The organism is Pelagicoccus sp. SDUM812003 (assembly GCF_031127815.1).
In the GTDB taxonomy this organism is placed as follows: Bacteria; Verrucomicrobiota; Verrucomicrobiia; order Opitutales; family Opitutaceae; genus Pelagicoccus.
Genome location: NZ_JARXHY010000001.1, coordinates 144247 through 158835, shown reverse-complemented (window position 1 = coordinate 158835; position 14589 = coordinate 144247). Strand labels below are relative to the sequence as shown.

Below are 14589 nucleotides of genomic sequence, written 5' to 3'. Positions count from 1 at the left end.
GTCTCAGCTAAAATTAACGTAAAAGGTTTTCTTCTCTAAATAGTTTTCAAGGCCATACTTGCCGTCTTCCCCTCCAGTTCCGCTTAGCTTATATCCGTTGTGGAAACCTTGTCGTTGCTCACCCATCTGTCGGTTCACGTAGATTTCTCCGAAGTCCAACTCTAAAACTGCACGCTGGATCTTACGAACATCATTTGTAAACAAGAAAGCTGACAGGCCGTAGTCACTATCGTTAGCAAGCCTTAGGGCATGTTCAAAGCTCTGTATGCGCATAATCGGACTGACTACCCCGAAGACCTCGTCTCTCATAATCGACATTTCGTTTGTGGCTTCAGTGAGAATTGTCGGTTCATACCAATGGCCTCTTTTGAAGTCTTCGCCATCTGGTCGCTTCCCCCCCAAGACAAGCTTGCATCCCTGATTCAAAGCCCTCTCCACCATTTTCTCCATTTGCTCGAGCTCGTAACCACTTACCTTAGGCCCCAAGTCGGTTTCTGGGTGTAGCGGGTCTCCCATCTTTAACTTCTTTGTCGCTGCGACGTACTTCTCCACAAATTCATCGTACACAGCATCGTGAATATAGAAACGTTCAGGGCAGGTGCAAACTTGGCCAGAATTCAAGTGTCGCGAAACTACAGCCGCCTCGACAGCCTTATCCACATCACCGTCTTCCAGTAGGATAAAAGGAGCTTTGCCTCCCAGCTCCAAGCGGACCGCCGTAAGATTGTCAGCGCACATGCTAAAAATCTGCTGACCAGTGCTAGTGCTTCCTGTCATACTAACTAACCTTGTCAGCTTATTTCGAACTAACTCGCTCCCCATAGTCCTACCGCCACCTGTCACAATGTTTAGAACTCCCTTAGGTACACCCGCCTCGACAGCAAGTTTACCAAGTTCCAATACTGTTATCGGCGTGACAGATGGCGGCTTAACAACCATGACATTACCCGCAGTCAAAGATGGTCCGATCTTCCTGCAAGAAAGGGCAAAAGGAAAATTCCACGCGGCAATTCCTACAGTCACACCATAAGGAACCTTATGAATCATTATGTGCTCGTTAGGAAAATCGGAAGGGAAGATGTCACCCTCCAGGCGGCGGGCAGCTTGAGCGGGAAAATTAATGAAATCGGCTGCCACATCCACTTCCCCGAGAGCCAGCTTGTATGTCTTACCCATCTCGATGCTGAGCATTCGGGCCAACCGCTCGCGATTCTCTTTTATCTTTTCCGCTAACGCGATAAGTATGTTACCGCGCTCTACGGCAGGCATAGCGGCCCATTTCGCTTGGGCGGCACTTGAGGACTTGAGCGCAATACGCGCGTCTTCCTCATTCCCATCCGGCACGGTACCTACGATCTCCTCGTTGGCAGGATTCTCGACTTCGACAGTATTACCTGAGACTGAATCTACAAATTCGCCGTCTATAAACATCTTTTGATGTCCCAATCCCAACTTTGTTTGAACTTTCGTATCCATAATCATGTAATAGTTAGACGTTCTGATATATCAATCTGTCCATTATCGCCCCATCCAACCTCCATCAACGAGCATCACCGTGCCGTGCACGTATTCAGACGCTCGAGATGCCAAAAACACGGCTGGCCCCTTGAAGTCATCCCCCTTACCCCATCTTCCCGCAGGAATTCTAGACAATATCGATTGACTACGTTCAGGGTCATTTCGCAACGCTTCGGTGTTGTCAGTCGAGATGTAACCAGGAGCTATTGCGTTTACATTGATGCCTTTCGAGGCCCACTCATTTGCCAAAGCCATTGTCAATTGCCCAATCCCACCCTTGCTTGCCGCGTAGCCAGGCACAGTAATTCCACCTTGAAATGTCAGGAGCGATGCCGTGAAGATGATTTTACCTGATCCACGCTCCACCATTTCTTTACCGATCTCCCTGCTTAGTATAAATTGAGCATTGAGGTTAACCTCAATCACCTTATCCCAATACTCGTCAGGGTGTTCGACTGCAGGCTTACGCAGAATAGTACCGGCATTGTTAATCAATATATCGATAGTCGAGTGACGCTTTTTAACAATTTCGATAAAAGAATACAGACTACTCCGATCACTAAAGTCACATTGATAACCAGTAAAGGACCTGCCTAAGGTACAGACTTCTTTCTCAACTTCGCTGCCAGAAGATTCCAAGGAAGCCGAGACTCCTATTATATCAGCACCGGCTTCAGCCAATCCGATCGCTATCGACTTACCGATACCCCGCTTACAGCCAGTAACCAAGGCAGTTTTACCTGACAAACTAAACATTTCCAACGTATCCATTGTATTCAATTTTTGGATTTTCGCTTTGCTTACCTTTTGCAATCGACAAGGTACTTTATTCCGTCGGGATTCGAATCGATTTTTAAAAAAGTCTGTTGTACCGAATCGATAGAAGATACCTCTGTAATAAGTCGATCGATAGCCAACTTACCATCAGCGATGAGCTTGATCGCCTCCTCAAAATCCTGCTCTTCATATAGGCGAGCCCCAATCATTTCGATTTCAGCCCAGAAAAACTTGAACAGGTTAATCTGCTTAGACTGAGGATGGATAGCCACCATAACAATCCGGCCTCGAACATTCGGTAAATCAGTCATGACTTCAGCACCTGGTGCCGATCCCGAAACCTCGAACACACAATCTGCCATAGCCCCTTCACTTGCGCGCCGAACAAATTCAACAACATCGGATTTAACCGGATTGACAACTTCTATTCCCAGAGTCGATGCCAACTCTAATCTTCTTTCATTAACCTCTGAAAGCACCACCTTCGCACCCTTTTCTTTTGCAACCAACGCAATGAGCAGTCCGATAGGCCCACCTCCAATCACCACACACCACTCACCCGCCTTCACTCGCCCGAGGCGAACATCGTGAACAGCAACAGCTGCTGGCTCGACCATAGCACCATGCTCGAGAGAAAGCTCTTTGGGTAGCTTATGTAAGGTATAGGCCGGCACGGTCCAGGAAGATTGCATGCCTCCAGGGAGATCGATGCCTATGAACTTCAAGTTTTTCCCAACATGCTGAAACCCCTTGTCGAAAGCGGTCGGTTCACCAAACAATAGCGGCCTAACCGCGACCCGATCTCCGACACTGAATCCATCTACCCCTTCTCCCAAATCAGCGACTACAGCCGACACTTCATGCCCAATAGGTTGAGGAATTTTGACACGACTATCCATGTTACCGTGGAAAATATGAAGATCCGTCCCGCAGATTCCACAGTATGCAACGTCTAACCGAACTTCACCAGCTTTCGGCGAGACTACCTCGCTCTTGCCGACCCTTATTCTCTTATTTCCTTCGTAAATTGCTGCTTTCATCAGTACATCAATATGGACCCAATCGGCAGACAACTGAAGCCAGCTTCGGGAACTGACCAAAGCCTCCATCGTCATTTCCGGCGTTAGATTGCCGTCGGGGTTAAATCATGGATTGCATACAATATCCCACATGTAAAGCATCTTCTTCATTCTTGCTTCCGCTTTCCTGCAACGAACAACAGAGCGAGCGACACAAAAAAACCGCGTCGAAACGCGGTCGGTTCCAAATTAAGCCCGAGCTAGCGGACTTATCGGAAACTGCGAACACCCTCTACTTAATGTTCGCGTTGAGAGCCCTTTTAGCCGCTCTCCTGTCTTTAGCCAGAAGCGCCTTGGCAATTTCTTCGTGCTCGCGATAGCTCTCCATCCAAGCGCGATGCCTCTCATAATGCAGCATCATACTAGCTATAACCGGTTGCCACAAAGACATGAGCTCAGGAACCCCCGAAAGCTCTACAATGATCTGATGGAAAGCCATGTCACTCTTTACGATCGTTGGAAGATCCTCGCTCGAGCAAGCTATTCTATTTTTCTCGAGGGCGTCTTTGATCAAACGCGCACCCTCCTCGTCTAATCTCTTGATTGCACGATCAATCGCATATCCTTCAATCCTTCTTCGGACATCCACCACCAAGGGCTGTAGATCTTCATCAAGACGATGCGAAACCCTGACCCCACAGTTCGGAGTAGCTACAAGCAGTCCTTCCTGCGCCAACTGCAGCAATGCGTCGCGAATAGGAGATCGACTAACCCCATAAGCCTTCGAAAGCGAATGCTCGCGGAGACTCTCTCCAGGGGCATACACCTGGCCAAGAATATCGTCGCGTAGCCGGTGTACAACCTGCTCGCGAATCGTTCTGAAAATAGGTTGGGCTGACATGAGAATTCGATTCGGGTATTTTACTAGGAGAAAACGATATTGCCGATTGCGTGCAATCATCAACGAAAGATCAGCGTAGCTTGCACACAAAACTATATATGTAAAGTCCACAATGCGGACAATTTTTTCCTACTTTGCATCGCAGTCCACCGAAAACGGCCCAAACCGCCTTGACTCTTTTCGAAGTCGCTCAAGAGCCGTTTCCTTGGCAACCTCACTGTAGCGAAATTCGGGCCATGTGACCGCCAGCATCGGCGTCAACGGACTTGGAGTTCCAAGCCAAATACCGATTGCTACTATGCCTTTTTCGGACTCGCCGAAATTCATCGCGTAGCCCTCTCGACGAATCGTCTCGATTTCATCGAGGAACTCTTGAGAGACTCCATCCGGCATCAAATCCGGTCTCTCGCACAGTAGCAACTTCCCCATAGCCATGGACTCAATAGGAAACCTTTTTCCGACAGGAGGCGCTACCCGAACCCTGCAATTCGGCTCTACGCAATGCAAATGCTTGACACCTCGTCCACTTGCTCTCCCGAGAGTAGTCATCTCGCCAAGACAATTAGTCAGTCGCGACATCATCGGTGCGTATCGACTGATAAGCCTTTGCTCGGCATCATCTCGTCGCCACTGCCTAAAAGCTTCGGTCACATGGTACCTCCTTGCCTCGTCTCGCGAAATCAATCCGTAATGAGATAGACTGTCGAGCAGCCTCAGAATGCTCGTACGAGGCAGTGACATTGCCTCGACCAATTCTTGCAGAGCGACCCCATCCGTCCGAGACGAAACAAGAGTGAGCACATCCAATGCCTTAAAAAGTGAAGTAGCTAACTGACGCGAATCCTTTGACACACGATAAGGAATGCGCATGTATGTCAGTTATTCAAACTTTTTTGTCAAATATGCTGACACTAGAAATTAGCGAAAAAATACGAGACTGCGGAGTTATTGCCGTAATTGCTATCGATGATGCGAAAGACGCACTACCGATGGCCTCAGCCCTTCAAAAAGGGGGGATATCGGTGATTGAACTAACCTTAAGAACTCCCGCGGCCATAGACTCCATTCAGATAATCAGCGAGGAACTACCGGCTATTACCATTGGAGCCGGAACGGTCTTAACGTGTGATCAAGCAAATCAAGCTCTTTCGGCAGGGGCACAGTTTGCCGTTGCCCCAGGCTTGAATCCAAAAGTTGTGAGACACTGCCAGAGCATCGGATTGCCATTTGCCCCAGGCGTCATGACACCAAGTGACATCGAACTATCGATCGAACTTGGATGCAAAACAATGAAGCTTTTCCCTGCAGAGTCCATTGGTGGTATTAATACTTTGAATACAATGTCCGCACCTTACCGACACCTTGGTATAAAATTCATTCCTTTGGGCGGTCTAAACCAGAACAATATGGGAACCTACCTGCAGTCACCTCTCGTTGAGGCTATCGGTGGATCCTGGATCGCAAAGCAAGAGACCATCTCCGCAAAAGATTGGAACGCGATCGAGGCGTCAGCCTTAGCTGCCTCATCCGTAGTTAAGAAACTTAGAAAATAACAAAGATATGAATACAATTGTGACATTCGGAGAAGTTATGGGTCGTTTTTGCACCCCGGGATTCAAGCGCTTTCGCCAAGCAACGCCTGGTGAACTTGATCTGACTTTCGCAGGAGCTGAGGCGAATGTGGCCGCATCCATCTCGATGCTTGGTGGTTCCTCTAGGTTCGTAACGGCTCTGCCTAAGCACGATATCGCGAAAGCTTGCAAAGCCGCCCTTGCCGCTGCCGGGATAGATACGAGTGCCATCGTAGATACCGATGAAGGTCGACTTGGATTGTACTTCCTAGAAAGCGGAGCCAATCAACGCCCGAGTCGCGTGATCTACGACCGAGATCACAGCTCTATAAGCAAGACAGCAGCCAGTGCCTACGACTGGGAAAGCGCATTCGAGGGAGCGGTGTGGCTACACACAACGGGTATCACTCCCTCGCTCTCGAAACAATCAGCAGAAACGACCATAGCTGCTGTCAAGAAAGCAAAGGGGAAGGGACTTAAAGTTTCATGCGATTTAAACTTTAGAAAGAAGCTTTGGAACTGGCAGCCTGGCACATCCCCGAATGCACTCGCGGGTGAGACGATTAGGCGAATTCTACCATATGTCGACGTCATCATTGGAAACGAAGAGGACGCCTCCGACGTACTCGGCATAGAAGCTGAAAATACAGATGTGCACAGTGGCAAAATCGACGCTAGCAAGTACACCGAGGTCGCAGAGAAAATTGTCGATGAATTCCCTAACGTATCCATGGTCGCGATTACTCTGCGCGAAAGCATTTCCGCCTCCCACAACAACTGGGGTGCGATGCTTTACGCCGCAGAATCTAAGTCTTCACATTTCGCTCCGCTGGATGGAGGAGACTACCGACCTTATGAAATACGAAGCATAGTAGATCGCGTTGGAGGAGGCGACTCGTTCGGTGCTGGACTTATTTTCGCTTTGACAACCCCTGATTTGAGTTCGCCTAGCATCGCGATCTCATTCGCCGTGGCCAGTTCTTGTTTGGCTCATTCGATCTACGGTGACTTCAACTACTCCACTCGTGAAGAGGTTGAAGCCCTTATAAAATCCGGTGGTTCCGGACGCGTAGTCAGGTAGCCAACGCTCCTAAGATGACTTCCTTGAGTTTCGCCGAGAGGTATTGGTCGCAACCTGAACTGACCAGCTGGAATCGACTACCCTGCCGTTCGCCTCTGATTCCGTATGCAAACGACAAGGACGCCCTCGCCCAGCAGCATGCCCGCAAGCGCTCTCTGGACGGGAATTGGGAGTTCCTGTACTACGAGACCCCCGAGGCCGCCTTGGAAGGCAAGCAGGCCGACTGGAGGCCAATCCAGGTACCGGGCAATTGGACCATGCAGGGCTATGGCCGTCCGCACTACACCAACGTAATCATGCCTTTCCAGCACTTGCCGCCACAGGTCCCCGAGCAAAACCCTACCGGAGTATACCGCAAGTCCTTCACCGTCCCCAAGTCCTGGCTCAAAAAACGCGTCATCGTCCAATTCGGCGGCGCGGAAAGCGTGCTATCGGTCAGCCTCAACGGACAATTCGTGGGCATGAGCAAGGATACGCGCCTGCCCTCCGAGTTCGACATATCAGCCCTGCTGGAAGAGGGAGAGAACACCTTGATCGCCACTGTAATCAAATGGTCCGATGCCTCCTTCATCGAAGATCAGGACCAGTGGTGGATGGGCGGGCTTCATCGATCGGTCTTCCTTTACGCCCATGAGAAGAGTTTTCTGCAGGACATATTCGCAAAAGGACAATTAGACGAGAACTACCAAGACGGTCTTTTGGACGTGTTCGTCAACGTCGGCTTGGAGACTCCCGGAGCCGCAGGATACCGATGCTCTCTAACCCTTTTCGACGGCTCTGGCAAAGCGGTCCTCAAGAAGCCCTACCTCGCGGTCGTTAACAGCAAAAGGGGAGAACTCAACCGCTCTCGACCGTTCGCCCAAGCTAAGATCCCAGTGTCCCGGCCGAAACAATGGTCCGCCGAATCCCCCGAGCTCTACACCTTGTTGGTCGGCCTGCAGGACGCTAAAGGTCGTACCATCGAGGCCACTACGCAACGTATCGGATTCCGCAGCGTGGAGGTACGTGATCGACAACTGCTCATCAACGGCAAAGCCGTTCTCATTAAAGGCGTCAACCGTCACGACTGGCACGACACACAGGGCAAAGCCGTTCCACGCGAAACAATGTTGCAGGACATCATCGCAATGAAGCAGCACAACTTCAACGCGGTCCGCTGTTCTCACTACCCGAACGACAGCGCCTGGCTGGAGTTGTGCGACGAATACGGCCTCTACGTCATCGACGAAGCCGACATCGAGTCCCATCACTACTACGACTGCCTCTGCCGCGATCCACGCTACGCGACGGCCTTCCTCGATCGCGGCATGAACATGGTTCTACGGGACAAGAACCACCCATCCATCATCGCTTGGTCCTTGGGCAACGAATCCGGCTACGGCGAAAACCACGACGCCATGGCTGGCTGGATAAGACGGTTCGACCCCACCCGTCCGCTCCATTACGAAGGCGCCGTTCGCGAGGAGTGGGGACAGGGACCCAACGACTGGTCACGAGGCCACCACGCCACCGACCTCGTTTGCCCGATGTACACCACACACGACGAGATCAAACGCTGGGCCAAGGAAACCACGGACTACCGCCCTTTCATTCCTTGCGAATACTCGCACGCCATGGGCAACAGCAACGGCGGTCTGGCCGACTATTGGAAGCTGTTCGAGAAACACCACGGCCTGCAGGGCGGCTTCATCTGGGAATGGATCGACCACGGCATCAAGCAAACCGCCCCCAACGGCGAAAGCTACTGGGCCTACGGAGGCGACTTCGGCGACACGCCGCACGACGCCAACTTCTGCGCCGACGGTATGGTCTGGCCAGATCGCACTCCCCATCCTGCCTTGCAGGAATTCAAGAAGCTAGCCCAACCGATTTCGCTAAAGGTTGTAGACGCCAAAAAAGGACGCTTCCGCATCCGCAACAAACACGACTTCATCGATCTTTCGTATTTGAAGGGCTCATACGTCATCGAGGTCGATGGCGTACCCACAGCCAACGGCGAGCTCCCCGTCCTCGATTGTGAGCCGGACGGCAACCTAGAGTTCACCATCGATCCCCAGACCTTTAGAAAACTGCGAGGCAGAGAAGCCTTCGTGCGTTTCGGTTTCACCCTGCGAGACTCGACCCGATGGGCCGAGCAGGGATTCGAGTTAGCATGGGAACAACTGCCTCTTCCTATCAAAAGTCCGAAGACACAGGCCTCCAAAACGGACACAAACACCGACACGCAGGATCCCCTCCGAATCGAAACAGGAAACGGAACCCTCAAGGTTCGCAACGACCTGCTTTGCCTCGTCTTCGAAAGCGGCGCACCCACCTTTTCCTCGCTGGAGGCATTCGGTGACGTCATCTTGCAACAGGGACCGTCGCTGAACCTCTTTCGCGGCCTGACCGACAACGACGGGATCAAGCTCTGGGCGGGAGACCAACCAAATCGCATGATCAGCGAATGGCTGCGCCGTGGCCTCGACCAATACGAGATCAAGGCCTCGCGACTCGATTGTCGACCGTCTGCCGATGGCAGCGTACTGCTGAAGTGGCAACAAGGAGCTTACGTAGATGGCAAGCCGATCGGCGTAACCATGAATCAGGAAATCGCCCTAAGCCCGATAGGAACCCTGGGATTCGCATGTCGCTTCAAGCTCGCCAAGTCCGCGCCTGACCTCCCCCGTCTAGGCATCCAGATGTTCACGGCGCCCGGCTTCGAGCAACTGAGCTGGTTCGGCAGAGGGCCACACGAGAGCTACTGGGACCGGAAGGCCGGCACGTGGGTTTCTCGCTTCGAGGGCACCGTCAGCGACCAGTATGTCCCCTACATTTTGCCTCAAGAGCACGGCAACAAAACAGACCTCCGCTGGCTCGCCCTCGCCAATGAGACAGGCCGTCGTATTCGTTTCGACTTTGCCCAAGCAGTCGAAGGAGGTGTCAGCCATTTCACCGCTCATGACCTGTTCAAGGCCAAGCACACCATCGATTTGAACCCCAGGACGGAGAGCATCATCACCATCGATTGGCATCAACGCGGCCTAGGCACCGCCAGCTGCGGACCAGATACGCTACAAAAATACCGAATTCAACCAGGCCAACACAGCATTGCCTTCGATCTGACGGTCCTCGAATCGCACCCCCAAAACCCCGCAGAGTGAATACAATCGTAATCACCGGAGCGAGCCGAGGCGTCGGGCTCGAATTCGTCCGCCAGTATTCTCACGTGAATTCCCGTATCGTCGCCGCCTGCCGACAACCCGCCCATTCCGCACCAATTCTTGCGTTGTCGAACGAGCGATCGAATATCGTTTTGGAGGAACTCGACCTCACCGATCAGGAATCGATCACACGTTTTGCAAAACGCCTGGAATCGATGGACACCCAGCTGGATTTGCTCATCAACAACGCCGGCACCGCCGAGCACGAGCCATTTGGCCAATGGACAAAACCCGCCCTCGACAAAACCTTCGCGACCAATGTTTCGGGCCCCTCTCTGCTCATGCAGGAACTCGCCCCGCTGTTGAGCAAAGGCAGCAAGGTGGTCAACCTTTCTTCGGGCTTGGCTTCGTTGACCCGAAAGGGAGGCATCGGCACTGAGGTGGCCTCCTACGCTGCCAGCAAGGCCGCCCTCAACATGATGACCGTGCATGCCGCCGCTGCGCTACGGGCCAATGACATCACGGTCGTCGCCATCAGTCCTGGTTGGGTCAAGACCGACATGGGCGGCCCGGACGCAAGCTCGGACCCAGCCGATGCTGTCGCCCTCCTAAGGAAAACGATCAGTGCCCTGTCATTCCAGGACAGCGGCGCATTTCTCCAAGAGGACGGCTCTGCCCTGCCCTAGTAGCCCGGGCGACTGATCGGACTTGGCCTCTCTCTTTCAGTGATCAGAGAGGCTTCTTGCGATAAGCGTCCATCCGCTCCATGGCATCGCCTTCGTATTTGCGCAACAACTGCCACAGCGGACGCTCAAGGCCAAGCTCCCACTGGAAGAGCTTCTTGTAGAGGTCCTTCACCTTGTCGGGATAGCGAGCGGCCAGGTCCCGTACTTCGGACGGATCCTCCTCTATGTTGTACAGCTCCGCTGGCCGATCTGGATAGCGCAGCAACTTCCAATCGCCCTCGCGTATCGCCCCGCGGTTCTCTTTTTTCCAATACAAGACTTCGTGTGGCCGGCCCTGCTTCTGGCCCGTGACGTACGGCCCGAGATCAACCCCATCCAACCCAGGCAATGTATCCACTTTCCCGCCACCGGCGGCGTAGAAGGTGGGCAGCAAGTCCAGCGTGCTGATCGGATATGGATACCGGCTGCCCGCCTCCACCACGCCCGGCCAGCGCATCAGGAACGGCACCCGAATGCCACCTTCCAGATGGTTCGCCTTCGTACCGCTCAATGGATCATTCACCGAGTCATTGGCGTCCGAAGGCCCTCCATTGTCGTTGGTGTAAACGACGATCGTGCTGTCGCTCAGCTCCAGCCGTTCGAGAGTATCCAACACCACACCACACGCCCGGTCCATCGCCAGATTCATGGCGGCTAGAACCTTACGCTTACCGCTGAGCTCGGGGAACCGAGCCAGGTCTTCCGGCAAGGCTTCCATGGGTGTGTGCACCGCCGTGAACGAAAGCACGAGCAGGAACGGGCCCTCGCGGTGTCGTTCGATAAAAGCCGATGCCTCTGCCGCAAACACATCGGTCACGTAGCCCTCCGGCTCTCGATAGTCCTCGAACCCTCGCTCCATCCTGTCCTGAGGACGTACCTGCAGTTCCTCTTCGCTGTGAGCGAAAAAGCTGCGAGCGCCTCCCCGAAAGCCATAAAACTCGTCGAATCCACGCTTCAGGGGATGATATCGATCCGCGTCCCCTTGATGCCATTTGCCGATCAAGCCCGAGACGTATCCGAGTTCCTTCAAGTACTGCGGCATAATCTTCAGATCCAGAGGCAAGCCCATGTCCTCGCCGGTCAGCCCCGAAGCGCTCATGTAGCCCGGTACATTGTTTTCCTCGAACCCAAATCGCTGCTGGTACTTGCCCGTATAGATTCCAGCCCGTGATGGTCCGCACACAGCCGCGCTAACATAGGCTTGAGAAAACAACATGCCCTCCGAGGCCAGCCGGTCCAGACGTGGCGTACGCATCGCAGAACTTCCATGAAAGCCGAAATCCGCATAGCCGGCATCATCCGACAAAATGAAGACGATATTCGGTTTCTGCTTCGCTTCCGCTCCCGAAGAGGATCTGGGAGCGCAGATAAAAACCAAGAGGCCGACCACGAGGCTCAACCCAAACCGGCAATTCTGAAACGTTCTACACATGATTTTTCCTTTCCGCAGACTGCAAAACCTCGGCGAAGAAGCGAAAACTCTTCGCAACATGCTTTTCCCAATACGACCACTCGTGACCACCGGAGAACTCCTCGTAGACATGAGGAATGCCTTCCTGCCGCAACTGGTCGCTCAAGAGTCGATTACCCTCGATCAACTCGTCTTCCACTCCGCAATCGAAACGGAAGGGGCTCAGCTTCAGCTCGTTGCACCGCATCACGTCGATCACATCCTTGGAAGGATTGTTCACCGGCTCGTAACGCTGCAACGACTCCTCCACAAACAAGCTTAACTCCTCGAAGCGAGTGATCGACGAATGTCCCGAAAAAGCCTGAAATCTGTCACCGCGCTCCGCTCCGATACGCAAGGCGCCGTAGCCACCCATCGATAGACCGGCCAGGAAATAAGGCGAGGCCTCCGTCTCAGAGTTGGCCTGCGCTACCGCCTTCGGCACGTCGTCGACGATCCACTTGTCGAAACAGCAACCCGAGTGTCGCAGATACCCGCTGCCGTCACCCCAAAGTCCGTCCGAAGGCATGGCCAAAAGCATGGGCGGCACATCGCCTTTTCGTATCAGCTCGCTCAATACGCGATGCGCCCTGCCGGACAAAGCACAAGCCCAATGACTGCAGTAGACTCCATGCAAGAGGACAACGACAGGTACATTCGTCACGCCCTCTGCGTCCTTGGGACAAAAGACCAACACGTCGCCTCTCCCCATCAGGTTCGGACTCTTGACCGTGACAAAGGTGAAAGTACCTCCTTCGACCGGCAGCGCGCCACACTCCACGGTTCTGAACGGGAGCTCCGTTTCGTTTTGTTTTTCGACTGACATAGGAGCTATTCGATCGTGTAGGCTTTTCTCGTCCGAGCCTGCTCGAGCTGCTGTTGGTAAAGACGCTCGTAGAAATCGTATCTCGATTTCTGATACTGGGCTGCTTGTTGCAGGATGTTCTGCATGTTGTCCTGGTTCCATTCGTTCCAGAGGCGAGCAAGTTCCCTTTGAGATTCCGGCAACTGGCCCACCAAGTTGTGGCCTTCGTACGGATCCTCCTGCAGGTCGAAAAAGCTCAACCCGACTCCGGGCAAGTCTTGTCGCAAGTACTTGTATCGCTCCGTCCTGACGGCCCAAACGTGGTCGGCTTCCTCGAGACGCCAAAACAACGCGGGGTGCGGCGAACCACTCGCCTCCCCATTCAGATAGGGAATCAGATCGACCCCTTCCAAAGCGGCGTCACTCGTTTCCGCTCCAGCCAGTGCCACCGCGGTGGCCGCGATATCAAGCGTCGAAACGAGTCCTTCAAACACGCCATGTTTCCTCAAGCCAGCCGGCCAATGAACTAAAAACGGCACGTGGATGCCACCTTCGGTCAAGGCAACCTTGCCCCGCCGAAACGGAGCGTTGCTAGCCCAGTCGGCGTTAGGCATCCAAGACTCCGGATACACGCCGCCATTATCGGAAAGGAAGAAGATAAGCGTGTTGTCCAACTTCCCCGCGCTCGCCAAAGCATCGACCACCATCCCGATACCGCGGTCCATTTCGTCGATCATCGCCGCGTAGATTTGTCGGCGGGGATTCTCGATGTGGCTGTATTTGGCGATCGTTTCCGCCGGCGCTTCAAGCGGGGCGTGCGGCGCGTTGTAGGAAAGAAACAGGAAAAACGGTTCGTCTCCTTCGTTTACGAAACGGGCCGCATCGCGACTCATCGCCGTGGTCAGATACTCGTCGAACGTCGCCGCCTGCTCGTTGCGCGACAACGGTAGGTAGCCGCCTTCGTTTACCATGTAGTCGGGCTGACCGCTGGCGGTAAACAGTGACTTGCTGGTGGATACGTCTTCTGGAAAATAACAATGTCCCCCCGCCAGGAAGCCATAAAAGTAGTCGAACCCGCGGTTGTTAGGATGAAATGGTGGGGCCGCGCCCAAATGCCATTTTCCAATTATCCCAGTGCGATAGCCCACCGCCTTCAAACGGTCCGCAATGGTCTGCTCGTTTACCGGTAAGCCCATATGGTGATCGTAGGGCGAGTAGGAGCAATTGTTCTCCATGCCGAAACGGGCCTGATAGCGTCCGGTAAGCAATCCGGCCCTCGAGGGTCCACAATAGGGATGGGTCACGTAACCGTTCCGCAGCACCATCCCCTCCTCCGCCAATCGGTCAATCCGCGGCGTCTGGATCTCGGTAGATCCGGTAAAACCAAGATCTCCGTAGCCGAGATCGTCTGCGAGGACAACCAGGATGTTCGGACGCTCGTCCTCGGCAACTGATTGCGTGGTGACCAAGGAGGAAAACAACGCTCCCAAGAACAAAAGGGGTATTCGCTTCATCTCAGGTCTTTTTTGCATGCAATATACATTTTGCAACTCTTTAGAGTAGCACATTTTCGATGTTCCCGAGTTGGGAGCTTTCAGC

Annotated in this window: 12 protein-coding genes; 4 read left to right on the top strand and 8 right to left on the bottom strand. The window is 53.4% G+C overall.

Going from position 1 to position 14589, the window contains the following annotated elements; translation table 11 throughout:
- Positions 1-3 precede the first annotated feature (3 nt).
- The 5 genes from aldA to QEH54_RS00505 all read right to left on the bottom strand — a co-directional run bounded on the left by aldA (position 4) and on the right by QEH54_RS00505 (position 4644).
- Entirely contained in the window at positions 4-1476 is a 1473-nt protein-coding gene (aldA, locus tag QEH54_RS00525) for an aldehyde dehydrogenase (protein WP_309016651.1), read from the bottom strand.
- Between the two features lie 42 nt (positions 1477-1518).
- Positions 1519-2289, bottom strand: coding sequence for an SDR family NAD(P)-dependent oxidoreductase (locus tag QEH54_RS00520; protein ID WP_309016650.1), 771 nt, complete (start codon positions 2287-2289; stop codon positions 1519-1521).
- Between the two features lie 29 nt (positions 2290-2318).
- On the bottom strand, positions 2319-3335 hold the full coding sequence (locus tag QEH54_RS00515; RefSeq protein ID WP_309016649.1) for an alcohol dehydrogenase catalytic domain-containing protein: 1017 nt from the start codon (positions 3333-3335) through the stop codon (positions 2319-2321).
- A gap of 271 nt (positions 3336-3606) precedes the next feature.
- On the bottom strand, positions 3607-4215 hold the full coding sequence (locus tag QEH54_RS00510) for a GntR family transcriptional regulator (RefSeq protein WP_309016648.1): 609 nt from the start codon (positions 4213-4215) through the stop codon (positions 3607-3609).
- A gap of 129 nt (positions 4216-4344) precedes the next feature.
- On the bottom strand, positions 4345-4644 hold the full coding sequence (locus QEH54_RS00505) for an IclR family transcriptional regulator C-terminal domain-containing protein (protein WP_309016647.1): 300 nt from the start codon (positions 4642-4644) through the stop codon (positions 4345-4347).
- A 443-nt stretch (positions 4645-5087) separates the two neighbouring features.
- Here QEH54_RS00505 and eda point away from each other — a divergent pair, with 443 nt between their 5' ends.
- Genes eda through QEH54_RS00485 form a run of 4 tightly spaced genes read left to right on the top strand, consistent with a single transcriptional unit; the run spans position 5088 to position 10696 of the window.
- Entirely contained in the window at positions 5088-5768 is a 681-nt protein-coding gene (eda, locus tag QEH54_RS00500) for a bifunctional 4-hydroxy-2-oxoglutarate aldolase/2-dehydro-3-deoxy-phosphogluconate aldolase (RefSeq protein WP_309016646.1), read from the top strand.
- Between the two features lie 7 nt (positions 5769-5775).
- Complete coding sequence (locus QEH54_RS00495) at positions 5776-6867, top strand: sugar kinase (RefSeq protein ID WP_309016645.1); 1092 nt, start codon at positions 5776-5778, stop codon at positions 6865-6867.
- Between the two features lie 14 nt (positions 6868-6881).
- Positions 6882-10010: a glycoside hydrolase family 2 TIM barrel-domain containing protein gene (locus tag QEH54_RS00490; protein ID WP_309016644.1), complete on the top strand. Its 3129-nt coding sequence runs from the start codon at positions 6882-6884 to the stop codon at positions 10008-10010.
- Positions 10007-10696, top strand: a complete 690-nt coding sequence (locus QEH54_RS00485; protein WP_309016643.1) for an SDR family oxidoreductase — start codon at positions 10007-10009, stop codon at positions 10694-10696. Before QEH54_RS00490 ends, QEH54_RS00485 begins: the two co-directional genes overlap by 4 nt.
- A gap of 43 nt (positions 10697-10739) precedes the next feature.
- Here the strand turns inward: QEH54_RS00485 and QEH54_RS00480 are convergent, their stop codons facing one another.
- From QEH54_RS00480 to QEH54_RS00470, 3 genes are read right to left on the bottom strand one after another with little or no spacing between them, the layout of a single operon-like run.
- Positions 10740-12167 carry a sulfatase-like hydrolase/transferase gene (locus QEH54_RS00480; RefSeq protein ID WP_309016642.1) on the bottom strand — a complete coding sequence of 476 codons (1428 nt, stop codon included), beginning with the start codon at positions 12165-12167 and terminating at the stop codon, positions 10740-10742.
- Complete coding sequence (locus tag QEH54_RS00475; protein WP_309016641.1) at positions 12160-13011, bottom strand: alpha/beta hydrolase-fold protein; 852 nt, start codon at positions 13009-13011, stop codon at positions 12160-12162. Before QEH54_RS00475 ends, QEH54_RS00480 begins: the two co-directional genes overlap by 8 nt.
- 5 nt (positions 13012-13016) lie before the next feature.
- A complete protein-coding gene (locus QEH54_RS00470; protein WP_309016640.1) occupies positions 13017-14504 on the bottom strand; it encodes a sulfatase-like hydrolase/transferase in 1488 nt (495 codons plus the stop codon).
- Positions 14505-14589: the final 85 nt, after the last annotated feature.

Excerpts from the sequence above, each read along its gene's own strand:
- aldA (WP_309016651.1), bottom strand. The coding sequence starts at position 1,476 with ATGGATACGAAAGTTCAAACAAAGTTGGGATTGGGACATCAAAAGATG.
- QEH54_RS00520 (WP_309016650.1), bottom strand. The coding sequence starts at position 2,289 with ATGGATACGTTGGAAATGTTTAGTTTGTCAGGTAAAACTGCCTTGGTT.
- QEH54_RS00515 (WP_309016649.1), bottom strand. The coding sequence starts at position 3,335 with ATGAAAGCAGCAATTTACGAAGGAAATAAGAGAATAAGGGTCGGCAAG.
- QEH54_RS00510 (WP_309016648.1), bottom strand. The coding sequence starts at position 4,215 with ATGTCAGCCCAACCTATTTTCAGAACGATTCGCGAGCAGGTTGTACAC.
- QEH54_RS00505 (WP_309016647.1), bottom strand. The coding sequence starts at position 4,644 with ATGGGGAAGTTGCTACTGTGCGAGAGACCGGATTTGATGCCGGATGGA.
- eda (WP_309016646.1), top strand. The coding sequence starts at position 5,088 with ATGTCAGTTATTCAAACTTTTTTGTCAAATATGCTGACACTAGAAATT.
- QEH54_RS00495 (WP_309016645.1), top strand. The coding sequence starts at position 5,776 with ATGAATACAATTGTGACATTCGGAGAAGTTATGGGTCGTTTTTGCACC.
- QEH54_RS00490 (WP_309016644.1), top strand. The coding sequence starts at position 6,882 with ATGACTTCCTTGAGTTTCGCCGAGAGGTATTGGTCGCAACCTGAACTG.
- QEH54_RS00480 (WP_309016642.1), bottom strand. The coding sequence starts at position 12,167 with ATGTGTAGAACGTTTCAGAATTGCCGGTTTGGGTTGAGCCTCGTGGTC.
- QEH54_RS00475 (WP_309016641.1), bottom strand. The coding sequence starts at position 13,011 with ATGTCAGTCGAAAAACAAAACGAAACGGAGCTCCCGTTCAGAACCGTG.
- QEH54_RS00470 (WP_309016640.1), bottom strand. The coding sequence starts at position 14,504 with ATGAAGCGAATACCCCTTTTGTTCTTGGGAGCGTTGTTTTCCTCCTTG.